Origin of the sequence: Herbaspirillum sp. VT-16-41, from assembly GCF_001994935.1 — a bacterium.
In the GTDB taxonomy this organism is placed as follows: Bacteria; Pseudomonadota; Gammaproteobacteria; order Burkholderiales; family Burkholderiaceae_D; genus Herbaspirillum; species Herbaspirillum frisingense.
Genome location: NZ_MUXB01000120.1, coordinates 114521 through 137102 on the forward strand (window position 1 = coordinate 114521; position 22582 = coordinate 137102).

Below are 22582 nucleotides of genomic sequence, written 5' to 3' on the forward strand. Positions count from 1 at the left end.
ATCGGACTCACCGGCCCGCTACGATGCAGGCAGGCCGGCGCTCCGGGCAGCGACAGATCAGTCGATCAGTTGGCCGGGACCCAGCCCTTGTAGTCGGCCACGTTGTCGCGGGTAATCAGCTTCACGGGCAGCAGCTTGACGTTCTTTTCCGGGGCGCGGCCATTCATCAACTGATAGCCGATGGCCACGCTCTCGGCGGCCATGCCATACGGGTCCTGGGCCGGCGAGGCGGCGAACAACGACTTGCTGTCCTTGAGGGCGCGCTCGGCATCGGGTGCGCCATCCACGCCACTGATGACCTTGATGTCACTGCGTTTGGCCTGACGGATCGCCAGTTCGGCACCGATCGCGGTGGGGTCGTTGATGGCGAAGACGCCATCGATCCTGGCGTGCGCGGCCAGCAGGTTGGACATGGTGGTCATGCCGCCGTCGCGACTGCCACCGGCATTCTGGTTGTCGGAGAGGATCTTGATGCCGGGCGACTTCTTGAACTCGGCCTTGCAGCCGGAGACACGGTCCATCACCGCCGAAACCGGCGGGCCATTGACGATGACCACATTGCCCTTGCCCTGCAGCTTGTCGGCGATGAACTTGCAGGACTCGGCGCCGGCCATGGTGTTATCCGACATGACAGTGACATCGGCTCCCTCGGCCGCCACGTCCACGGCCACCACTACGATGCCAGCCTTCTTGGCCTTCTTCACCGCCGGGCCGATACCCTTGGAATCAGCCGCGTTGAGCACGATCATGTCGACCTTGTTGGCGATGAAATTCTCGATCTGGCCGACCTGGGTGTTGAGGTCGTACTTGGAGGACACCACGGTCACCCGCGCGTCCGGGTTGATCTTGTGGGCGCCGCTCTCGGCCCCCTTGGCGATGGCCACGAAGAAGGGATTGGCGAGGTCACCCAGGGTGACGCCGACCGACTTCAGCGGCTTGTCAGCGGCCTGGACCTCATGTGTGAAGGATGCCAGCGAGAGAGTGGCACAGGCGATGGCGAGGGATTTTCTGATCATGCTTGTCTCCGGTTTTTTTTAGAGGGGGGATGGCTTGTTCTACGTTTTGCGTGCTGCTGACTGCGTGCTGCTAAATGCGTATTGCTGATTGCGTGCTGCCAACCAGGTACTGCTGACATTGACGCCGGGAGTTCAGTCCCAGCGAAAAATACGGTCGGCCCGATCCCGTGTGGTGGCGATCAGGGCAGCATTGATTTCATCGCTGTTCATCACCCAGGCCTCAGCATCGGCCCGGCTGCGTCCAAACTGCACATGGCGGGCAATCAGGCGTTCCAGCCGCAGGGCGGGATCGACCTCGACATACCAGACCTCGTCCAGCAGCGGACGCACGCGCGACCAATGGCCGCGGTCGAGCAGCAGATAGTTGCCTTCGGTGATGATGAGCGGGATATCGGCACTGATGGCGATGCTGCCGGCAATGGCTTCCTCGATCTCGCGCAGGAACTGCGGGGCGTAGACCATCTCGTCGGCGACCTGGCTGCGCAGACGCGACAGCAGGTGGACGAAACCGGCGCTGTCGAAAGTATCCTCGGCACCCTTGCGGGCAGCGCGACCCAGGCGTGCCAGCTCGGCATTGGCGAGGTGGTATCCATCCATGGGCAGCACCGCAGCGCGGGAACCGGCATGGTCGAGCAAGGCCTGTGCCAGCGTGGACTTGCCACAGCCGGGCGGCCCGGCCAGTCCAAGTATCGTGCGCTGGCCGCTGGCGAGCAGCGCATCAAGCCTGTCGCGAAAGACTGCCGGGATCATGTTCGACTCATCCTTTTTCCAGGGAGCGTGGCGGCGGCAACGGGCCGCCTTATGCAGCCAACTTATGCAGCCACCTTAGTGAAATGCGGCAGCGCGAAAACTGCAGTGGTTCTGTTCGGTACGTCTGTCACGCTTTCTGCGCCTGGCCTTTCAGCTTGGCGCGGGGCGTGATCGACATTTTTTTGACAGCGGACAAACTAAGCGATTCTGTCACCTGAATTTCAGTGCTCCTGATTGTTCTCAGGGAAATTCCAATTATTGCTAGTTCCGCGTCGTCAACGTGATGAAATTTTCTTCAGAAAAATTCGATATCGATCAACTTATGGATAACACGACGTCAAAGGGCCTGGGTGGGCAAAGCTTCGCCCCCCGATTTTCCAGCGTGATTTATTCTCGGCCGCCTTGGCAAGCAAGATTTCGCCGACCTTCTTCCATGCCTCATCACGCAGTAGCGTCCTGACCACCTCTCGTCATTCGCGCACAAAAAACGATACGCAAAAAACATATTTCAGAAAACGTAGAGATCCAAATACAGGCCCGAAGTGAGCTGCAAAGAGACGGCTTTCACGAGACGAAATCTCACGATCACGCCCAACTTTTTTGCCCCGCCAATCATAAGTTTTGCTTGCTTAAAAAATTTGGGGCAAGCAAGACAAATAGGCTTGCGCCTATCGATACCCCTGCCACTATGGCGGTAGGAGAGCACCTTGGTGTCCTCCTTGTTGAATTGCAGCGCACGTCGTTTTTGTTCCATTTGAATGTTTACATCAGGAAGGAAATCGATATGAAAAATTTACTTGATAAGGAGAAGTAGCAGTGAACACGATCCACAACGCGTACGTCGGCGCCTTGCTTGCCGATGCAGCGTACATAGATTTAGACAAGGATATGGATGTCGGAAAATTGGTCGCCACCCTCAAAAAGAGAATGGAAAAAGATCAAGCGAAATTCATCGCCGCCAACTTCGAGGTCATCGCATCAGAAAACAAACGCGACATCCCGCTGCCAGGATCCGGCTTTGACGCCACTGTATGGCGCGGCAGGGTTGGAAGAATCTACGCCGGCGAGGTTTACGTCTCCTTTCGCGGAACGCAAACACAAGACGGCGGAACCGGCATCGAGGCCGATGTCGATCTTGCCTCACGCGGCGTGGGCTACAACCAGGTGCGTGACATGGTCAACTGGTGGATGCGGATCACCGGCAAGCCGGGGGACTTGGTCAAACAGCTCAAGGTCGAGACCATTGCGCCCTCCCCTCTCGCAAATAACTACACCTTCGCCGCCGATAGTCCAGTGGTCGCCACCGGCGAACTCTACGGCCAGGTCAACACCATCGCGGGCGTGAATGCCCTCAGTCTCGGTGGATGCCTCTTCACGGCGTTCACGCATCTGCTTGAAGCCAATCTCTTGGCGGCCACTACCTTCAATAGCGCGGCTATCAGCAACGTAACGGGTGACGGGGCAAATCAAGATACCAGGGGGGGCGTAGGCATGATCGGATTGATATTCCTCATCGTGTTCTTTGTGTGGCTGGCATCCGCCTTTTACTTTGGCAGGGCAATCCCACGATGGTTGGGCCTGAAGCGCGCGTGGTCGTATCTGTTTGTCCCGTTGGCGTTTCTCGCGCCCATTGCCGATGAGTTGATTGGTCGTTGGCAATTCAAACGGCTTTGTGAGAAAGAGGCGGTCGTTTGGCTCAGCCCGGATTGGGAAAACGTAAGGGCTGTACGCGAAGTGAGTCCTGATTCATCTGAGCCAGTTCGTGGAACAGTCATACCGATCAGTATTCAACGGGCCACCTATATAGATGCAGAAACAGGGCAACCATTCATGACATACAACGCAGTACATGCCAAAGGCGGCCTGTTACTTGGAAGGTTGGGATTAGGACTTGGCGGAACTACTACCTGCTGGCCAGAAGATAAACATGAGATTTTAAAGAAAATCGATATCGATAAATTACTTGAAAAAGGAGATTCCAAATGAAGGCAATAAATTACGCATATATCAATGCCCTACTTGCCGATGCGGCCTATATAGACCTGAGGAAAGGATTGGTAGTTAAAGATGTAGCCGACGCACTTAGTGAAAGAATGACCGAAGATCAAGCGAAGTTCATCGCAGCGAGCTTCGACGTCATCGCCTCAGAAAACAAAAGCGATATCCCCTTGCTAGGGTCCGGCTTTGATGCCACTGTATGGCGCGGCAAGTCTGGCACAGACTACGCTGGTGAGGTCTATGTCTCCTTTCGCGGCACGCACGGCATGGATCGGCTTCTATGACGGGGCGGTCTACAGCAAGGCCATGCAAATCCGCTTTGCGGATCGGGTTGAGGGCGGTTTGACGGCTACCGTACTCAATGCAAAATACACATACGGCAACGTGCTCGATACGAACTTCAACTGGAACACCAACGGCAAACTGACCAATGTGGCGACCAGCCACACCGCCGGTGGCTACGGTCTGGCCAGCATGAGCTTGTACGGCCTGCCAACCTTTGATGACGACAAGGTGCTGGTGGGTGATGCCGGCAACGACACGGTCGATTACCGGGCCAATTATCTGGGGGGTGCCGGGATTGGCATCGATGCCTCGCTGGCAAGGGGCACGGTCATTCTCGGAGATGGAGCAGATACGCTGATCGGCATTGAAAACCTGGGCGGTACCGATGCAGCCGACCGCCTCGTCGGCGACGCCAATGACAACCGGATCGAAGGCTATGGAGGCAATGACATCCTTTCCGGCGGGCGAGGAAACGATATCTTGATCGGAGGGAGCGGCAGCGATACCTATCTGTACAGCGCGGGCGATGGAAAGGACATCCTTGTAGATCACGATAAGACTGGCCGCACCGATATGCTGATGTTGACGGACATTGACCGGAACCAGCTGTGGTTCCGTCATGTGGGCAATGATCTGCAGATCGATGTGCTGGGTACGGCGGATCAGATCAGGGTGAAGGACTGGTACGTCGGCGGTGCCAGCGGGGCGGACAATCACATTGAGCGTATCCGTACGGCTGACGGCAGCACTCTCTACGACAGCGATGTGGACAAACTGGTGCAAGCGATGGCAGCCTTTGCGCCACCTGAGGCCAGTCAGACACGCTGGACCACCGGCCAGGTGATCCTGGCGTGACGCACTGCAGGTCGTTTCCGCAGCTGGATTAGAGACCGGCTGCTCCCAAAAAAGCGCTACCGCATGGGTAGCGCTTGAGCGTGATTTTTAGAAGCAGCGCACCTCTCCGGACATTGTCAGCCGGTCGCCAGCGCGTTCGCATCCGGCACCACGGTGGCGAAACGATCCGCCAGCTCGACCAGGGCCACGCGCTGGATGTCGGCGGCGCTGATGGGCTGGCCGCCCAGCGGATCAGGCAGGTCGCGCGTGGCGCAGGCGGCAGCGACCACGGTACTGGCGTAGCCGTGATCCAGCGCAGAACGCACGGTGGCGCTGACGCACATGTGGGTGGCGAAGCCGGCCACGATCAGGGCGCGGCGACCGGTCTTCTGCAGGGACTCATCCAGGGTGGTGCCGGCAAAGGCGTTGGGCAGGCTCTTGTGCACGATCAGCTCGCCGGGCTCGGCCTGCAGGCCGTCGATGATGGCCACATGCGGCCCTTGTGGATCGAACATGGCAGCACCCGGCTTGCTGTGGTGGACCACGTGGATCACCGGTGCGCCAGCAGCGCGCGCCTGTGCCAGCAGGGTGGCGATCTGGCCGACGGCAGCATCGATGCCGGCCAGCGGTGCGCGGCCGGTGGTGTATTCGGTCTGATGGTCGATGATGAGCAGGACGGCTTCCTGCCAGGTGGCGGCGCGGGAAGTGCCGCCGGCGATCTGGATCAGGGTCTGTGGCGTGGACATGGGTGACTCCTTGTCTGAAGAAGGAAAGATGGAAATTCGAAAGATGCTGCAGAACGTTGATGACAGGCCATCTTAGTCCGATAAAATTCGCACTACCATTCCTCGTAATCGACAGCCACCTGTGAAAAAATTGACAGCCCCTCTCCCTGCCACCCAATCCGCGCACGCAGCCTTGCAAGCCGACTGGGAGAGCCTGCGCAGCTTTGCCGCCTTCATCGACGCTGGCAGCTTTTCCGGCGCGGCGCGCTTGCTGGGGGTGACGCACGCCACCATCGGCCGCCGCCTGCAGCAGCTGGAAGCAGCGATGCAGGCGCCGCTGTTCATCCGGCGCGCCGACGATGTCGAACTTACCCGCCTGGGCGAAAGTGTGCTGACGGCCGCCCGTGCCATGCAGGAACAGCCCCGGCAACTGGCCCGCACCCTGGCCGGTGAAGACCTGCGGCTGGAAGGCAAGCTGCGCCTGGCCTGCACCGATGCCATCGGCACCCTGTTCCTGGCGCCGCGCCTGCCGGCGCTGTTGCAGCAATGGCCGGCGCTGGACGTGGAGCTGGCACTGGGCCACCAGACGCTCAGCCTGGCCCGGCGCGAGGCCGACCTGGCGCTGCGTTTCGCCCGGCCGCAGGATGGCGAACTGATCGCGCGCCGGCTGGGGAGGGTGCGCTTCTACCTGTGCGGCACGCCGGCCAATGTCGCCCTGTGGCGTGGCGCCCGCAAGACGGCGCCCTTCGTCGGCTATGACGATGGCGTGCCCGACATTCCGGAGACGCAGTGGATTGCCACCCATGCAGCCGGAAATCCGGTGCGCTTTCGCAGCACCAGCCTGGTGGCGCAGTGCATGGCGGCGCGCGCCGGGGTCGGACTGGCGCTGCTGCCCAGCTACCTGCTGGCGCCGGAATTGCAGACTGTGGACGCCGCGCCACAGCTGGAGCGCGAGCTGTGGGCGGTCTTTCACCGCGACCTCAAGGCCCTGCCGCGCCTGCGTGCGGTACTGGACTGGCTGCTGGACTGCTGCGGCGAACTCTGAGCCGATTCCCGGCGATACGCCGCCCGCAGGCCACGCCCGGCCTGGCGCGGCCTGCGGTGATATAATCGCGAACCTTCGAGGATGGGCTCCTCCACCGCTGCAGCAGCAGATTCCAGCGGCCCGCCGCCCTCCTCCTTGCCGGCGCCCGCATGGGTCCATGCGGCCTCTCCAGCGCTCTACGCCTGAAACAGATCTATGCAGAAAAAAGTATTCATCAAAACCTTCGGCTGCCAGATGAACGAGTACGACTCGGACAAGATGGCCGACGTGCTCAATGCCTCCGACGGTCTCATCAAGACCGACCGTCCGGAAGAGGCGGACGTGATCTTGCTCAACACCTGTTCCATCCGCGAAAAGGCGCAGGAAAAGGTGTTTTCCGACCTGGGCCGGTTGCGCGCACTGAAGAAGGACAATCCCGACCTGCTCATCGGCGTGGGCGGTTGCGTGGCGTCACAGGAAGGGGATGCCATCATCAAGCGCGCACCCTTCGTGGACATGGTGTTCGGCCCGCAGACCCTGCACCGGCTGCCGCAGATGATCAGCGAGCGACGCTACAGCGGCCGCCCGCAGGTGGACATCAGCTTCCCGGAGATCGAGAAGTTCGACCACCTGCCCCCGGCGCGGGTGGAAGGCGCCAGCGCCTACGTGTCGATCATGGAAGGCTGCAGCAAGTATTGCAGCTACTGCGTGGTGCCCTATACCCGTGGCGAGGAAGTCTCGCGCCGCTTCGAGGACGTCTTGACCGAGGTGGCCGGCCTGGCTGACCAGGGCGTGAAGGAAATCATGCTGCTGGGCCAGAACGTGAATGCCTATCGCGGCGTGATGGAAGATGGCGAGATCGCCGACTTCGCGCTGTTGATCGAGTACATCGCCGAGCTGCCCGGCATCGAGCGCATCCGCTTCGTGACCAGCCATCCCAAGGAATTCTCGCAGCGCCTGATCGATACCTATGCCAAGGTCCCGAAGCTGTGCAACCACCTCTACCTGCCGGCCCAGCATGGCTCGGACCGTACCCTGGCGGCCATGAAGCGCGGCTATACGGCGCTGGAATACAAGTCGGTGATCCGCCGCATGCGCAAGGTGCGCCCCGATATCACGGTGCAGTCCGACTTCATCGTCGGCTTCCCCGGTGAGACCGAGGAAGATTTCGAGGCCTTGATGAAACTGGTGGCCGATGTCGGCTTCGACAACAGTTTCTCGTTTATCTTCAGCGCCCGCCCCGGCACGCCGGCAGCCAACCTGCCCGACGATACGCCGGCCGAGGTCAAGCTGGCGCGTCTGCAGCGTCTGCAGGCCGCACTCAACGACAACGCCGCCAAGATCAGCGCAGCCCAGGTCGGCTCGGTGCAGCGCATCCTGGTCGAAGGCATTTCCAAACGCCGCGAAGATGAACTGCAGGGCCGCAACGAGAGCAACCGCGTGGTCAACTTCGATGGTGGACCGAATGGCCAGCGCCTGATCGGCCAGATCATCGAGGTCCGTATCACCGAGGCCTTCCCGTTCTCGCTGCGCGGCGAGCTCCTTACCCAGCATTGATGGTCCAATCCCTCCCAACCGGAATCGAGCATTGAAAAAAATCCCCAACCAGCCTCACCACTTCACCCCCCAGCCGCTGGACAACCGGCGCCTGGCCAACCTGTGCGGCGCACTCGATGAAAACCTGCGTCAGATTTCCGCCGCGCTGGACGTGACCATCTTCCGCCGTGGCGACCGCTTCGTGGTCACCGGCACCAATGCCGAACGCGCGGTGGAAGTGCTGGAACGCTTCTATGAAAAGGCGGACCGCCCGGTCGCCGTGGATGACATCCAGCTGGCGCTGGTCGAGCAGCGCGCCAATGCCGCCGCCGACGAAGAGGCCGGCCTGCCGCCGCTGTCGGCGCGCCGCCGCAAGGCGACCGCTGCAGCCGCGGTCGCTGCCGCCGCAGCCGCCGTCGAGCAGGAAAACCAGGATCCCCTGCCGGACAGCCCGGTGTTGAAGACCCGCAAGCACGACCTGCGTGGCCGCACCCCGCATCAAAGCCAGTATCTCAACGCCATCCTGGAGCACGACATCACCTTCGGCGTGGGCCCGGCCGGTACCGGCAAGACCTATCTGGCAGTGGCCTGTGCAGTCGATGCGCTGGAGCGCGATGCCGTGCAGCGCATCGTACTCACGCGCCCGGCAGTGGAAGCGGGCGAGCGTCTGGGCTTCCTGCCGGGAGACCTGGCGCAGAAGGTCGATCCCTACCTGCGCCCGCTCTATGACGCGCTGTATGACCTGCTGGGCTTTGACCGCACGCAGAAGCTGTTCGAGAAGCAGGCCATCGAAATCGCGCCACTGGCCTACATGCGCGGGCGTACGCTGAACCACGCCTTCATCATCCTCGACGAAGCCCAGAACACCACGCCGGAACAGATGAAGATGTTCCTCACCCGCATCGGCTTCGGCAGCAAGGCCGTCATCACCGGTGACGTCACCCAGGTGGACCTGCATCATGGCCAGAAAAGCGGCCTGGTCGACGCCATCTCGGTACTGCACGATGTACGCGGCATCGCCTTCTCGCGCTTTACCAGCGCCGACGTGGTGCGTCACCCGCTGGTGGCGCGCATCGTCGATGCCTATGACGCCGCCGGCAACAGCCGCCCCGATACCGCGCGCGCCACTGCCCGCACCGCCACCAATCTCTTGACCAAGTCCGCCAGGCCCCGCAATGCCAAAACCTAAACTTACGCTGTCGGTGCAATACGCCGACGACCGCCTCAAAGAGGCCATCACCCGTCCCATGCTGCGCCGCTGGGTGCAGGCCGCGCTGTTCGCGCCGGCCGAACTGACGCTGCGCTTCGTGGGCAGCGAGGAAGGCCGCGACCTGAACCGCGACTATCGCGGCAAGGACTACGCCACCAACGTGCTGACCTTCGCCTATACCGAAGACGAGGACAGTGAAGTCACCCAGGCCGACATCATCTTCTGTACTGACGTACTGGAAAAGGAAGCGGCCGAGCAGAAGAAGAGCGTGGAAGAACACACCGCCCACCTGGTGGTGCACGGCGTATTGCATGCGCAGGGCTACGACCATGAGGACGACGAAGAAGCCAACGAGATGGAGGCGCTGGAAACGGAGATCCTGGCCGGGTTGTTGGGCTATGGCAATCCTTATGCCGCGCGTTGAAGCGATGCGCTGAGAGCGCCGCCCTCGCCTTGATGGATGAACGGTCTGCTGCGGCAGGCCGTTTTTTTCGTCTGCGTGCCGGACATCAAGCAGTTGTCAACCTGGCTACGACAAATCTGATCGATGGGAGCACATCGATATTCAAACCCGCGATGGTGATGACGGTACAGCAACGAAGCGCGTCTTTTACGTCGGTTTTTTTGCAAACTTTAAGGAAAAACCTGATGGGAATTTGCCTCCTGCTGGACAAGAATGGAGGCACACAATTATTCATCGGGGAGAAGGTCATGAAGAACTGGAAGATCGGCCACCGTCTTGGCCTGGGTTTCGCAGCAGTCCTGGTATTGCTGGTGGCAGTAGCCGCTTTCGGCCTGCAGCAGGTGTCGCGCCTGAACGATCGCATCATCTTCCTGACCTCCATCGACGAGGGCAAGCTGGAAGCCTTGTCCAAAGTGCAATTCGCCATCGGCCTGCGCGCCATCGCAGCTCGGAACCTGACCCTAGTGACTGATGCCGCCGAGCAAAAGAATGATCTGGCGCTGGTGGGCTCTTCGCAGCAGGGCATCGACGCCGGCATGGCCGCACTGACCAAGCTGATGCAGGACCCGGCCACCACCCAGCAGGAACGCGACATGCTGGAGCAGTTGCGCAAGCTGGAAGCGCAGTATCTGCCGGTGGCCGTCAACATCGTCAAGCTGGCCACTTCGCAGCAGACCGATGCCGCGCGTGCTTCGCTGGTCAAGGATTGCATGCCTATCCTGAACCGCGTCATCACCCATGTTGCGCAATTCAACAAGATGCTGCGCAGCAATTCGCAAGCCAACGTGGAACAGGCCGAAGCCGCCTATGACCTCGCCAAATGGACCATGCTGGGCGCCAGCCTGGCCGCCCTGATGCTGGGAGGCCTGATCGCCTGGCTGCTGACCCGCTCCATCTCCCGTCCGCTGGCCCAGGCCGTGAGCGTGGCGCAGAGCGTGCAGGCCGGTGACCTGGGCAGCCACATCGAAGTCAACAGCAAGGATGAGCTAGGTCAGCTGATGGCCGCACTCAAGGGCATGAACGAGAGCCTGGTGGCCATCGTGGGCGAAGTGCGCCATGGCACCGACACCATCGCCGTGGCTTCCGACGAAATCAAGCGCGGCAACATGGACCTGTCCAACCGCACCGAACAGCAGGCCAGCTCGCTCCAGGAGACCGCCTCGGCCATGGAACAGCTGACCGCCACCGTCAAGCAGACCGCCGACAATGCCCGTGAAGCCCGTCGCCTGGCCGACAATGCCTCGCAAGTCGCTGCCAAGGGTGGCGCCGCAGTGGGCCGGGTGGTAGAGACCATGCATTCGATCAGCGCGTCCTCGCACAAGATCGTGGACATCATCAGCGTCATCGATGGCATCGCTTTCCAGACCAACATCCTGGCCCTGAACGCGGCCGTCGAAGCGGCCCGTGCCGGCGAACAAGGCCGCGGCTTTGCGGTGGTGGCCTCCGAAGTGCGCACCCTGGCGCAACGCTCGGCGGTCGCCGCCAAGGAAATCGAAGCACTGATCAACGAGTCGGTGGCCAAGGTGGCTGCCGGCGAACAGCAGGTCGGCGAAGCCGGATCGACCATGCAGGAAGTGGTCAAGAGCATCGGCAGCGTGACCCAGATCGTGCAGGACATCAGCGCCGCGAGCAGCGAGCAGACCACCGGCCTGGAACAGATCAACAGCGCCGTCGCCCTGATCGACGAAGCCACCCAGCAGAACGCCGCACTGGTGGAAGAAGCAGCCGCTGCCGCCGCGTCAATGCAGCAGCAGACCGAAGCCCTGACCGATGTGGTGAGCGTGTTCAAGCTCTCCCCCACCCAGGGCCAGGCAGCACCGCTTGCCGTCTCCGCCAACCCGCAGCGCAGCCCGCAGCTGCGCGCCGAGGTGCAGGGCGGCGGGCAGATGGAAGCGCTCAGCTATGCCTAAGCCGCCATAAGCGGGCACAAACGGGCATAAATGGGCATAAACGGACAACAGCGAGCGCCCAGCGATACGATTTCCCTGAAGTAGTTCTTGCCGGCATCAGTGATGCCGGCTTTTTTCGTCCATGCGCAACGTCACTGCCGGCTTGCGTTTCCGGGCGGCAAGCGCGGCGCCAAGGATGAGCTGGAGAGCGCTGTTGCCAGGTCCCTTTAGTGGACTTGTCACATAATTGTTGTATCCTATGGCTCTTCGAAACTACGTCGGGCTCGCGCCTAACGCCATGCAAGATCACCCTAGTAGCGTCAAATCTGACGCTAAACCCCATCGTTCTCTCTTTGAACGACTCACCGCACTGATTTCCCCCGAGCCCGAGAACCGGGCAGAACTGCTCGAAGTGTTGCATGACGCCCACGAGCGCAACCTGATCGATGCCGATGCGCTGTCGATGATCGAAGGTGTGTTCCAGGTGTCCGACCTGGCCGTACGCGACATCATGGTCCCGCGCTCGCAGATGGACACCATCGATATCTCCAAACCCATCGAGACCTGGATGCCGGAAGTGCTGGCGACCTCGCACTCGCGCTTCCCCGCCGTGGATGGCGAGCGCGACAAGGTCATCGGCATCCTGCTGGCCAAGGACCTGCTGCGCTACTACGCGGAGGAATCCTTCGACGTGCGCGACATGCTGCGCCCGGCCATCTTCATCCCCGAATCCAAGCGCCTCAACGTACTGCTGCGCGACTTCCGCGCCAACCGCAATCACATGGCCGTGGTGGTCGACGAATATGGTGGCGTGGCCGGCCTGATCACCATCGAGGACGTGCTGGAACAGATCGTCGGCGACATCGAGGACGAATACGATTTCGACGAAGCCGAAGACAATGTGCTGGCCCTGAAGGACGGTCCGCACGGTCCGCGCTGGCGCGTCAAGGCGCTCACCGAGCTGGCCCAGTTCAACGAGGAAGTGGGCAGCCGCTTCTCCGAGGACGAGGCCGATACCATCGGCGGACTGGTCGCCAACCATGTGGGCCGCGTGCCGCGCAAGGGCGACGAGTTCGATATCGATGGCCTGCATTTCGAAGTGCTGCGCGCCGATGCGCGCCAGGTGCATGTACTGCTGGTGTCCAAGCTTCCCCCGGCTCCGGTGGACGAAGAGTGATGTTCTGATCTGCCAGCCTTTCCAGCGTGAATTCCCCTGCCTCCCCTGAATTGCACTCCCCGCCCGGGGAGGTCGCCGCTCGCGGTCGCCTTGCCCTGACCGTCGGCCTGTTGCTGCCGGTGGCGGCAGGTGCGCTGAACGTCTTCGCCTTTGCACCGTTCAAGTGGTGGCCGCTGCAGATCGTCGCGCTGGCCTGGCTGTTCCACGGTGTACTGGCACGGCCGCAGGCCAGTGTGCGCGGCCACTTCCTGCGTGGCTGGCTGTATGGTTTCGGCTGGTCGGCGGCAGGCGTGCACTGGCTCTACATCAGCATGCACGACTACGGTGGCATGCCGGGCTGGATGGCGGCGCTGGCAGTAGGCCTGCTGGCGCTGTACCTGGGTCTCTATGCTGGCGCGGCCACGGCCCTGGCGGGCTGGCTACGCAATCGCTGGTCGTCCTCGCCCCTGCTGCTGGCGCTATTCATGCTGCCGGCCCTGTGGACCTTGTCGGAATGGCTGCGCGGTTGGGTATTCACCGGTTTCCCCTGGCTGATCTCGGGCTATGCGCACACGGTGGGGCCGCTGGCCGGCTTCGCCCCGGTAGGCGGGGTCTATCTGGTGGGCTGGGTCGCGGCGCTCATTGCCGGCAGCCTGGCCCTGCTGTGGATGGGGCTGTGCCGCAAGGGTGTGGCCGGTACCGGCCAGCGTATCGTGCTGCCGCTGTGCGCGGCCGCCCTGCTGTGTGCAGGCGGCGTGGCACTGCGGCTGGTGAAGTGGACTGCGCCACAGGGCCAGCCGATCACGGTGCGGCTCCTGCAAGGCAACATCCCGCAGGAAATGAAGTTCTCCAACGATGCCCTGGTTGCCACGCTGGGCATGTATGAACAGATGATCAGCGCGGCTCCGGCGGACCTGATCGCCACGCCGGAAACCGCGATTCCGCTGCTGCCCCAGCAATTGCCGCCGGATTACCTGGAACGTATCGCCCGCTTTGCGCAACTCAGCGGTAGTCACCTGGCGCTGGGCATCCCGCTGTCCGATGGACCGCAGCAGTATGCCAATTCGGTGCTCGGCTTCGGCCCGGGCGTCGGGTCGGCACTGATGCCTTACCGCTATGACAAGCACCACCTGGTCCCCTTCGGCGAGTTCATCCCGCCCGGTTTCCGCTGGTTCGTCGACCTGATGCATATCCCGCTGGGTGACATGACGCGCGGCGCGCCGGTGCAATCGCCCATGGGCGTGAAGGACCAGTGGATCCTGCCCAACATCTGCTACGAAGACCTGTTCGGCGAGGAGATCGCCGGCCAGTTGCGCGATGCCTACCGCGCCGGCCAGCCACAGGCCAGCGTGCTGCTGAACCTGTCCAACATCGCCTGGTTCGGCAACTCCATCGCCCTGCCCCAGCACCTGCAGATTTCGCAGATGCGTACCCTGGAAACCGGCCGCCCGATGCTGCGGGCCACCAATACCGGCGCCACCGCCGTGATCCTGCCGGGCGGTGCCACCAGCGAACTGCCGCCCTATACCCGCGGCGTACTGGCCGGCCAGGTGCAGGGCTATGGCGGCCAGACGCCCTACATTCTGCTGGGCAACAAGCTCATCGTCGGCATTGCGCTGTTGATGCTGCTGCTGGCCTGGGGCCGCAACAAGGCTGCCCGTATCCGGCACTGAAGCCGGCACTGAACCCGGCGATGATGCCCGCGCTGGCCCCCAGCGCGCCGCCGGTCCCGTCCAAAACCGGGTCAAACGCCCCAAAAGACGCTAAAATCCAAGGTTTTCGCAATTCCTCCGCCGGTTCGCCAGGCAACCACACACGATGCTGACATTTCAACAAATCATCCTCAAGTTGCAAGAATATTGGGACGCCCAGGGCTGCGCGCTGCTGCAACCCTATGACATGGAAGTTGGCGCAGGTACCTCGCACACCGCGACCTTCCTGCGCGCGATCGGCCCCGAGCCGTGGCGCGCCGCCTATGTCCAGCCGTCGCGCCGTCCCAAGGATGGCCGCTATGGCGAAAATCCCAACCGCATGCAGCATTACTACCAGTACCAGGTGGTGTTGAAGCCGGCTCCGGAAAACATCCTCGATCTGTACCTGGGTTCGCTGGAAGCCCTGGGCCTGGACCTGAAGCAGAACGATGTGCGCTTCGTCGAGGATGACTGGGAAAATCCCACCCTGGGCGCCTGGGGCCTGGGCTGGGAAGTCTGGCTCAATGGTATGGAAGTGACGCAGTTCACCTATTTCCAGCAGGTCGGCGGTCTGGACTGCAAGCCGGTGCTGGGCGAGATCACCTATGGCATCGAACGCCTGGCGATGTACCTGCAGGGCGTGGAAAACGTCTATGACCTGGTCTGGACCGAATGGACCGAGAACGGCGTCAAGAAGCACCTGACCTACGGCGATGTGTTCCACCAGAACGAGGTGGAGCAATCGACCTTCAACTTCGAGTATTCCAACACCGAGTTCCTGTTCTCGCTGTTCTCCAACTACGAAGCCGAAGCCAAGCGCCTGATGGAGGTGCCGCTGGCACTGCCGGCCTACGAGCAGGTCCTCAAGGCGGCACACACCTTCAACATGCTCGACGCCCGTGGCGCCATCTCGGTGACCGAGCGTGCCGCCTACATCGGTCGCATCCGCAACCTCTCGCGTTCGGTGGCGCAGGCCTACTTCGAATCGCGCGAACGCCTGGGCTTCCCGATGCTGGGCGAGGCCAAGGTTGCAGCCTGAAGAGCGGGCTGAACACGGCCAATGACATCATGCGGCGTCGGCCCAGGGCCGGCGTCCCGAGCAAGACAGCAAGACAGACAACATGAACCAGACACTCCTCGTAGAACTCGTCACCGAAGAACTGCCACCCAAGGCCTTGGCCAAGCTGGGCGATGCCTTTGCATCCGGCATTTTCAACGGCCTGCAAAGCCGCGGCTATCTCGAATCCGATGCCGCCGCCACCGCCTATGCGACTCCGCGCCGGCTGGCCGTGTCCATCACCGGCGTGCGCGCCGCCTCGCCCGACAAATCCATCCGTGAAAAGGTCTTGCCGGTCACCGTGGCGCTGGACGCCGAAGGCCGTCCGGCCGCACCGCTGGTGAAAAAGCTGGCCGCCCTGGCCGCCGCCACCGGTGCCACCGTGATCACTCCGGACCAGCTCGAACGCGCGCAGGACGGCAAGGCCGAGAGTTTCTTCTACACCTACACCGCCAAGGGCTCGGCCCTGGCCGTGGGCCTGCAGGCGGCGCTGGAAGAGAGCCTGTCCAAGCTGCCCATCCCCAAGCTGATGAGCTATCAGCGCCAGTTCGGCCGTGCTGCCGGCGAGACGGTGCACTTCGTCCGCCCGGCGCACTACCTGGTGGCACTGCTGGGCAACGACGTGGTGCCGATCAACATCCTGGGCCTGGATGCCGGCCGTACCACGCTGGGCCATCGCTTCCTGTCCTCCGGTGCGCTGCAGATCAGCGCGCCGCAAACCTACGTGGAAACCCTGGCTGCGCAAGGCAAGGTCATCGCCAGCTTCACCGAGCGCCGCGAAAAGATCCGCACCGCGCTGCTGGCCAAGGCGGGTGCCGACCAGGTGCTGATGCCCGATTCGCTGCTGGACGAAGTGACGGCCCTGGTCGAATGGCCGGTGGTCTATGAATGCAAGTTCGAGGATGAATTCCTGGCCGTACCGCAGGAATGCCTGATCCTGACCATGCAGACCAACCAGAAGTATTTCGCGCTGACCGACAACGCCGGCAAGCTGCGTTCGCGCTTCCTGATCGTCTCCAACCTGGAGACCGCCCATCCGGAACACATCATCGGCGGCAACGAGCGCGTGGTGCGCCCGCGCCTGTCGGATGCCAAGTTCTTCTTCGAGCAGGACAAGAAGAAGACCCTGGCCGAGCGTGTCCCGCAACTGGCCAACGTGGTCTACCACAACAAGCTGGGCAACCAGCTGCAGCGTACCGAGCGCGTGCAGGCGCTGGCCGGCAGGATTGCCGCGCTGATGGGCGGCGATGTGGCCCTGGCCGAACGCGGCGCATTGCTGGCCAAGGCCGACCTGTTGACCGACATGGTGGGTGAATTCCCCGAACTGCAGGGCATCATGGGTACTTACTATGCGCGCCATGACGGCGAGCCCGACGAAGTCGCCCTGGCCGCCTCCGAACACTACCAGCCGCGCTTTGCCGGCGATGCGCTGCCCGCCAGCGCGACCGGTACCGCCGTGGCCCTGGCCGACAAGCTGGAAACCCTGGTCGGCATCTGGGGCATCGGCCTGCAGCCGACCGGCGACAAGGACCCGTTCGCCCTGCGTCGTCACGCCCTGGGCGTGCTGCGCATGCTGGTTGAAAAACGCCTGCCGCTGTCGTTGACCGCGCTGCTGGACGCCGCTGCGGCACTGTTCGCCGGCAATGCCAATTTCAAGGACCCGCGCGCCGACGTGCGTGCCTTCATCTACGACCGCCTGCGTGGCCTGCTGCGCGAGCGCGGCTTTGCGCAGAACGAAGTCGAAGCGGTAGTGGCGCAGCAACCCGAGGTGCTGGAGAACGTGGTCGAACGCTTGCAAGCCGTGCAGGCCTTCGCTGCCCTGCCGGAGGCTGAAGCCCTGGCTGCGGCCAACAAGCGCATCACCAACATCCTGAAGAAGATCGAAGGCGTGGCCATCGATGCCCACGGCGCGGTGCAGGAAAGCCTGCTGCAGGAAGCGGCCGAACAGGGCCTGTTCGCGGCCATGCAGACCACCCGTCCGCAGGTCGAGGCGGCCTACGCCAAGGGCGACTTTGCCGGCGCCCTGAAGGCGCTGGCGCAGTTGCGCCAGAACGTCGATGCCTTCTTCAACGACGTCATGGTCAACGCCGAGGACGAGCAACTGCGCAAGAATCGCCAGGCACTGCTGGCGGCGCTGCACGGCATGTTGAACCAGGTGGCCGATATTTCCAAGCTGGCGGCGTAAGCAACGCGCCACGCCCGACCGTCGTACCGATCCGCCGCGCATGGGCCTGTTCCTGCGCGGCGGTGCTCATGAAGGGAAGCAGCAGGCATGAAACTGATCATCCTCGATCGCGATGGCGTCATCAATCATGATTCCGACGCCTACATCAAGTCCCCCGACGAGTGGATCCCCATCAAGGGTTCACTGGAGGCGATCGCGCGCCTGAACCAGGCCGGCTATCGCGTCGTGGTGGCGACCAATCAGTCCGGCGTGGCGCGCGGCCTGTACGACATCAAGACCCTCAACGCCATCCACCAGAAGATGCACACGGCGGCCCAGCAGGTCGGTGCCGATATCGATGCGGTATTCTTCTGCCCGCACTCGGACGCCGACAACTGCGATTGCCGCAAGCCCAAGCCGGGCATGTTCCACGAGATCGCCAAGCGCTTCAACATCAGCCTGCGCGGTGGCGTGACCACCGTCGGCGATTCGCTGCGCGACCTGCAGGCCGGCTATGTGGCCGGCTGCGCGCCCTTCCTGGTGCTCACCGGCAAGGGCGAGAAGACCCAGGCCAAGGGCGGTCTGCCGCCTGGCACGCTGGTTTTCCCGGATTTATCGGCTGTGGTTGATTTCATCCTGAAGTCGCCGGTCGGGGTTTCGGTATAGTGCCGGCAGCCCGTCGCAAGGCGGGCAGCATCCCCTCACAACAACAACATGCCTTGGCATGGGAGAAACGATTTTGCGCCTAGTACTGATCCTGCGTTCGGTAGTCTTCATGGTCCTGATGGCCGTGGCCACCATCATCTGGTCCTTCGCCTGCCTGCTGTCGGCCCCCTTCCCTTACGCCCAGCGATACTGGTGGACGTCGCGCTGGAACGTCTTCGTGATCTGGACCGCGCGCGTGATCTGCGGCATCCGCTACGAGATACGCGGCAAGGAGAACCTGCCCGATGCGCCGGCAATCCTGCTGTCCAAGCACCAGTCGGCCTGGGAAACCATCTTCTACGTCATCAACAGCCCGCGTCCGCTGGTGTTCGTGTTCAAGAAGGAACTGACCTATGTGCCTTTCTTCGGCTGGGGCATCGCCCTGCTGCGCATGATCCCGATCGACCGCAAGAAAGGACGTGACGCCTTTGCCCAGGTACTGGAACATGGCCGCCGCCGCCTGCAGGATGGTCAGTGGATCATGATGTTCCCCGAAGGCACGCGCACCGCAGTCGGCTCGCAAGGCAAGTACAAGGCCGGCGGTTCGCGCCTGGCGGTGGAAACCAATACCCTGGTGGTACCGGTGGCGATGAACTCCGGCGAGTGCTGGCCCAAGGGCAGCTTCATCAAGAAACCGGGGTTGATCACGGTGTCCATCGGCAAGCCGATCTCGCCGGAAGGCCTCAATCCCCAGGAGTTGAACGAGCGCGTCGAAAATTGGATAGAATCGGAGATGCGCGTGATTTCGCCGGACGTCTACAAAAACAGCGCGCCCCGGCCGGCCGCCCAAGCTGCTTCAAATTAATGCTGCGCGGCCTCCATCCTTAGCCCATTGCCCCAGGACGCCGCGACCGCCTTGATACACCTGCGCAAACCCAAGCCCAATCCCGACCAGCTCTCGCTGCAACTGGACTTGTTTGCGGCGCCCGCAACTGCGACTGCGCCACCGGCCGAACTCGGCCCGGCGCTGCCTTCGCCGACGGTACAGCCACCGCTGATCGTCACGCCCAATCCGGTGGTGCATGCCGCGCCGCTGCCCACGCCCCTGATCGCACCGCCAGCGACACCGGCCAACCCGTTGCCGGCCCCGCCCAGCGGGCGACCGGCCGATGGCAAGCGGCGCATCCACCTGGGTGAACACACCATCGATTTCGCCTTGTTGCGTTCCAAGCGCCGAACCATCGGCTTCCTGGTCAGCGATGAAGGTCTGCGCGTGACCGCGCCCAAGTGGGTGACCCTGGCCGAAATCGACAATGCCATCCGCGAAAAGCAACGCTGGATCCTCACCAAGCTCAACGAGCGCCGCGAGCGCTCGGCACGACGCCTGCAACCGCAGATGCAATGGCGTGACGGCGCCACCCTGCCCTACCTGGGCCAGGACATCACCCTGCGCATCCGTACCGGCCAGCGCCAGGCGGTGTTCCTCGATGAGGTGACGCGCGAACTGAACATCAGCCTGCCGGCCGATGCCGGCGAGCAGCAATTGAAGGATCGCGTGCAGGGCTGGCTGCAGGCCCGCGCTGAAGAGCTGTTCGGCAAGCGCTTGATGATCTACGCCGAAAAGCTGGGCGTGACCTACCGCTCCTATGCGCTGTCGTCGGCCACCACGCAGTGGGGCTCCTGCACCTCGGATGCGCGCATCCGCCTGAACTGGCGGCTGATGCATTTTGCCCTGCCGCTGATCGACTACGTGATCGCCCACGAGCTGGCGCACCTGCGCGAGATGAACCACAGCCCGCGCTTCTGGGCCACGGTGCAATCGATCTTCCCCGAGTTCGAATCGGCCAAGAAGGCCTTGCGCGACAGCGCGCCGGAAACCCTGCCGATCTTCTGACCGGCGCGCCTTGGCCTGCTCAGAAACTCACATTCACGCCCACATCCAGCGAACGTCCATAGCCGGGCAAGGCTTGCAGGCTGCCGCTCTTGGCATTGGCCAGTCCCGACAGATAGACCCCGCCCAGCGGGTCGGCGTAATTGCGGTTGAACAGATTGCTGATGCCCGCATTGACGCTGATGGCCTGGTTGAAGCGATAAGCGCTCCTGAGATTGACGACGGTGTAGCTGGCGGTGACCGGTTCCAGTCGATTGCTGTCCACCAGCGTCTTGCGCGCCACATGGTTCAATTCGGCGCGATTGGTCCAGGCACCGCGTTTCTGTTCCAGCGCAGCCAGCACGTTGAAAGGCATCATGTGATAGAGGTTGCCGCCATCGACTCGCTTGCCGCGCGTGAGACCGGCCTTGCCGGTAAAGGCAATGTCACCCAGGCCAGCGGTGCGCCACAGCGGCCATTTCCACGAGGCATTGATACCGTACAGACGGGCGTCATGGTTGGCGAACTGCAGTAGCTTGCCGGAGGCGCTGCTCACGCTGTAGGGATTGAAGCTGCCGATCACATCCGCATCAATGTAGTTCTCGACATAGCTGAAGTAGGGTGTGAGCCTGAAGAACCAGCGCGGCCCGGCACCATCGCTACCCTCACTGTCCTCGCTGTGCCAGTCCGCCGTGGCCGACAGCGTATGCGCCACCTCCGGCTTGAGGTCGATATTGCCGACGTAACCGTTGCCATCGCCGAACCAGTTCGTCATGGTCATGGCCATGGTGCCGCGGCCCCAGGTGTAGCGCTCGTACAGGTTGGGAGAGCGGGTCTTGCGGGCATAGCCAAACTCGTAGGTGTGACCGGCATCGGCCTCCAGGCGCGCCAGGGCCGTGACATCGATGTTGTTGTCGCGCCGTGCGTGATCCCGTGCATTGAAGGCGTTGGCCGCCATCAGGTCGGTCATGTTCATCATGCCGGTACCGTAAGGCTGCACGTTGCCGGCATCGGTCCTGACCAGTTCGTCGCGTACGCCGACCAGGGTGGTCCAGCGCGCATCGAGCTTGTGTTCCCATTCGGCGAACAGTGCCATGCGCTCGCGACTGCCATCGTTGATGTTCACATAGGTGCTCGGCCCCATCATCATCGAGCCCGGTACCGGCGGCCAGAAATCATCAAGGTGGAAGCTGTGGAATTCGTTGCCCAGGCGAAGCACGCTGGCACCGTCCTGGCCCAGATCGATGTCTGCGCGCACGCTATAGCCCATGTCGCGGCCCCGGGTATCCATGGGCATGGTGCCGCTGCGCTCCGCACTGAAGAAGCCCATCTCGTGTTCGGTACGCTGCCAATACAATTTGGTCAACAGCTTGCCCCAGCCGAAGCGACGGTCGTAGCCCAGATTGGCGAAGGTGGAACGATTTCCCGTCATGTCCATGTACTGGTTCGGAAAGCCCTGATAGGGAATGTATTGCTGGCCGACCTTGAGCACCAGCTGCTGGTCGTCTCCCCGCGCCGCCAGGGTCAATGCGTGGTTGTTGCTCTCGAACTGGCTGCCGAGGACCTTGTCGCCGTTACCGTTGACATAGCTCTCGGCACGCGACTGGCTCCCCACGTAGCTGACGGACAGACTATCGCTGGCCACCGTGGCATTGACGGAGGTCGATACTTCGGAGTTGACGCTGCGTGCCGAGACCGAGAAGCCGCCCTTGCTCAACAACTGCCCCGCCTGTTGTGAAAACTGTGGTGCCGGCGAAGACAGTTCGATGCTGCCACCAATACTGTCGCCGCCAATGCTGACCGGCGTGATGCCGGCCACTACCCGCGTCATGCCGACCTGCGAAGGTGGCATGTAGGACATGGGCGCGTTCATCTGGTTACCGCAGGCGGCGGTGACCTCCATCCCATCCAGGCGGATCTTGAGGCGGTCGGCAGCAAAGCCGTTGAGCACCGGCAGTGCTGAGACGCCACCGGCGGCAGCGGCATAGAAGCCTGGTTGGTCGCGCAGCAGCGCGGTGCTGTCAGCGCTGGCCGCAGTGGCTGCGATGCTCGGAGCCGACGGCTCGCCATGGACTGTGACGGTGGGCAGACGGGTGTCGTCGGTGCTTTGTGCCAGCGCATGGCCGCACGCAGCGAAGGCCAGCGCAATGGCGCAGGCGCAAGGTGTCAATTGCATGGAACTCCCCTGTGATTGTCGTTATCGGTAGGCTGACAATTATCAGGAAGAGCGGCGCTGCAGGGCTGCGACATATTGTCGCGACCCGCCGCT

General features: G+C 62.5%; 19 protein-coding genes. 15 read left to right on the forward strand and 4 right to left on the reverse strand.

The features are described 5' to 3' along the window. Positions 1 to 65: 65 nt before the first annotated feature. Both BTM36_RS18040 and BTM36_RS18045 read right to left on the reverse strand, forming a co-directional pair. Entirely contained in the window at positions 66 to 1016 is a 951-nt protein-coding gene (locus BTM36_RS18040) for an ABC transporter substrate-binding protein (RefSeq protein WP_077237365.1), read from the reverse strand. A 132-nt stretch (positions 1017 to 1148) separates the two neighbouring features. Further along, the gene (locus BTM36_RS18045) at positions 1149 to 1766 is read right to left on the reverse strand and encodes a nucleoside/nucleotide kinase family protein (protein ID WP_077237366.1); all 618 of its coding nucleotides are present in this window, start codon (positions 1764 to 1766) and stop codon (positions 1149 to 1151) included. 816 nt (positions 1767 to 2582) lie between these two features. Here BTM36_RS18045 and BTM36_RS18050 point away from each other — a divergent pair. The 3 genes from BTM36_RS18050 to BTM36_RS18055 are packed head-to-tail and all read left to right on the forward strand — an operon-like array spanning position 2583 to position 4904. Beyond that, positions 2583 to 3752, forward strand: a complete 1170-nt coding sequence (locus BTM36_RS18050; RefSeq protein WP_077237367.1) for a hypothetical protein — start codon at positions 2583 to 2585, stop codon at positions 3750 to 3752. After that, positions 3749 to 4048, forward strand: coding sequence for a hypothetical protein (locus BTM36_RS27895; protein WP_139347185.1), 300 nt, complete (start codon positions 3749 to 3751; stop codon positions 4046 to 4048). The genes BTM36_RS18050 and BTM36_RS27895 overlap by 4 nt, the downstream gene beginning before the upstream one ends. Continuing rightward, complete coding sequence (locus BTM36_RS18055; protein ID WP_254427031.1) at positions 4005 to 4904, forward strand: calcium-binding protein; 900 nt, start codon at positions 4005 to 4007, stop codon at positions 4902 to 4904. The genes BTM36_RS27895 and BTM36_RS18055 overlap by 44 nt, the downstream gene beginning before the upstream one ends. A gap of 116 nt (positions 4905 to 5020) precedes the next feature. On the opposite strand, the gene BTM36_RS18060 is transcribed toward BTM36_RS18055, so the two are convergent. Continuing rightward, positions 5021 to 5629, reverse strand: coding sequence for a cysteine hydrolase family protein (locus BTM36_RS18060; protein WP_077237369.1), 609 nt, complete (start codon positions 5627 to 5629; stop codon positions 5021 to 5023). Between the two features lie 121 nt (positions 5630 to 5750). On the opposite strand from BTM36_RS18060, the gene BTM36_RS18065 reads away from it, so the two are divergent. From BTM36_RS18065 to BTM36_RS18120, 12 genes are all read left to right on the forward strand, one after another. Beyond that, positions 5751 to 6653: a LysR family transcriptional regulator gene (locus BTM36_RS18065; RefSeq protein ID WP_254427032.1), complete on the forward strand. Its 903-nt coding sequence runs from the start codon at positions 5751 to 5753 to the stop codon at positions 6651 to 6653. Between the two features lie 195 nt (positions 6654 to 6848). Next, positions 6849 to 8189 carry a tRNA (N6-isopentenyl adenosine(37)-C2)-methylthiotransferase MiaB gene (miaB, locus tag BTM36_RS18070; protein WP_077237371.1) on the forward strand — a complete coding sequence of 447 codons (1341 nt, stop codon included), beginning with the start codon at positions 6849 to 6851 and terminating at the stop codon, positions 8187 to 8189. Positions 8190 to 8220: 31 nt separating this feature from the next. After that, the gene (locus BTM36_RS18075; protein ID WP_077237372.1) at positions 8221 to 9357 is read left to right on the forward strand and encodes a PhoH family protein; all 1137 of its coding nucleotides are present in this window, start codon (positions 8221 to 8223) and stop codon (positions 9355 to 9357) included. Next, positions 9344 to 9802, forward strand: a complete 459-nt coding sequence (gene ybeY / locus BTM36_RS18080) for an rRNA maturation RNase YbeY (RefSeq protein ID WP_077237373.1) — start codon at positions 9344 to 9346, stop codon at positions 9800 to 9802. The genes BTM36_RS18075 and ybeY overlap by 14 nt, the downstream gene beginning before the upstream one ends. A 287-nt stretch (positions 9803 to 10089) precedes the next feature. Continuing rightward, complete coding sequence (locus BTM36_RS18085; protein ID WP_254427033.1) at positions 10090 to 11751, forward strand: methyl-accepting chemotaxis protein; 1662 nt, start codon at positions 10090 to 10092, stop codon at positions 11749 to 11751. 277 nt (positions 11752 to 12028) lie between these two features. Beyond that, positions 12029 to 12907 (forward strand): HlyC/CorC family transporter, encoded by an 879-nt coding sequence (locus tag BTM36_RS18090; protein WP_039875006.1) that lies wholly within the window; start codon positions 12029 to 12031, stop codon positions 12905 to 12907. A 26-nt stretch (positions 12908 to 12933) separates the two neighbouring features. After that, positions 12934 to 14559, forward strand: coding sequence for an apolipoprotein N-acyltransferase (lnt, locus tag BTM36_RS18095; RefSeq protein WP_077237375.1), 1626 nt, complete (start codon positions 12934 to 12936; stop codon positions 14557 to 14559). Positions 14560 to 14704: 145 nt separating this feature from the next. Beyond that, a complete protein-coding gene (glyQ, locus tag BTM36_RS18100; protein ID WP_077237376.1) occupies positions 14705 to 15616 on the forward strand; it encodes a glycine--tRNA ligase subunit alpha in 912 nt (303 codons plus the stop codon). An 82-nt stretch (positions 15617 to 15698) separates the two neighbouring features. Continuing rightward, positions 15699 to 17819: a glycine--tRNA ligase subunit beta gene (glyS, locus tag BTM36_RS18105; RefSeq protein ID WP_077237377.1), complete on the forward strand. Its 2121-nt coding sequence runs from the start codon at positions 15699 to 15701 to the stop codon at positions 17817 to 17819. Between the two features lie 87 nt (positions 17820 to 17906). Further along, positions 17907 to 18464 (forward strand): D-glycero-beta-D-manno-heptose 1,7-bisphosphate 7-phosphatase, encoded by a 558-nt coding sequence (gene gmhB / locus BTM36_RS18110; protein WP_006462865.1) that lies wholly within the window; start codon positions 17907 to 17909, stop codon positions 18462 to 18464. Between the two features lie 58 nt (positions 18465 to 18522). After that, positions 18523 to 19308 carry a 1-acyl-sn-glycerol-3-phosphate acyltransferase gene (locus BTM36_RS18115; protein ID WP_039875003.1) on the forward strand — a complete coding sequence of 262 codons (786 nt, stop codon included), beginning with the start codon at positions 18523 to 18525 and terminating at the stop codon, positions 19306 to 19308. A gap of 51 nt (positions 19309 to 19359) precedes the next feature. Beyond that, on the forward strand, positions 19360 to 20337 hold the full coding sequence (locus BTM36_RS18120) for a M48 family metallopeptidase (protein ID WP_077237472.1): 978 nt from the start codon (positions 19360 to 19362) through the stop codon (positions 20335 to 20337). Between the two features lie 19 nt (positions 20338 to 20356). On the opposite strand, the gene BTM36_RS18125 is transcribed toward BTM36_RS18120, so the two are convergent. After that, positions 20357 to 22489 (reverse strand): TonB-dependent receptor, encoded by a 2133-nt coding sequence (locus BTM36_RS18125; RefSeq protein WP_077237378.1) that lies wholly within the window; start codon positions 22487 to 22489, stop codon positions 20357 to 20359. Between the last annotated feature and the right edge of the window lie 93 nt (positions 22490 to 22582).

Coding starts and splice junctions, on each gene's coding strand:
- BTM36_RS18060 (WP_077237369.1), bottom strand. CDS start 5,629: ATGTCCACGCCACAGACCCTGATCCAGATCGCCGGCGGCACTTCCCGC.
- BTM36_RS18115 (WP_039875003.1), top strand. CDS start 18,523: ATGGGAGAAACGATTTTGCGCCTAGTACTGATCCTGCGTTCGGTAGTC.
- BTM36_RS27895 (WP_139347185.1), top strand. CDS start 3,749: ATGAAGGCAATAAATTACGCATATATCAATGCCCTACTTGCCGATGCG.
- BTM36_RS18085 (WP_254427033.1), top strand. CDS start 10,090: ATGAAGAACTGGAAGATCGGCCACCGTCTTGGCCTGGGTTTCGCAGCA.
- BTM36_RS18125 (WP_077237378.1), bottom strand. CDS start 22,489: ATGCAATTGACACCTTGCGCCTGCGCCATTGCGCTGGCCTTCGCTGCG.
- glyQ (WP_077237376.1), top strand. CDS start 14,705: ATGCTGACATTTCAACAAATCATCCTCAAGTTGCAAGAATATTGGGAC.
- BTM36_RS18055 (WP_254427031.1), top strand. CDS start 4,005: ATGTCTCCTTTCGCGGCACGCACGGCATGGATCGGCTTCTATGACGGG.
- miaB (WP_077237371.1), top strand. CDS start 6,849: ATGCAGAAAAAAGTATTCATCAAAACCTTCGGCTGCCAGATGAACGAG.
- BTM36_RS18045 (WP_077237366.1), bottom strand. CDS start 1,766: ATGATCCCGGCAGTCTTTCGCGACAGGCTTGATGCGCTGCTCGCCAGC.
- BTM36_RS18040 (WP_077237365.1), bottom strand. CDS start 1,016: ATGATCAGAAAATCCCTCGCCATCGCCTGTGCCACTCTCTCGCTGGCA.
- glyS (WP_077237377.1), top strand. CDS start 15,699: ATGAACCAGACACTCCTCGTAGAACTCGTCACCGAAGAACTGCCACCC.
- BTM36_RS18090 (WP_039875006.1), top strand. CDS start 12,029: ATGCAAGATCACCCTAGTAGCGTCAAATCTGACGCTAAACCCCATCGT.
- ybeY (WP_077237373.1), top strand. CDS start 9,344: ATGCCAAAACCTAAACTTACGCTGTCGGTGCAATACGCCGACGACCGC.
- gmhB (WP_006462865.1), top strand. CDS start 17,907: ATGAAACTGATCATCCTCGATCGCGATGGCGTCATCAATCATGATTCC.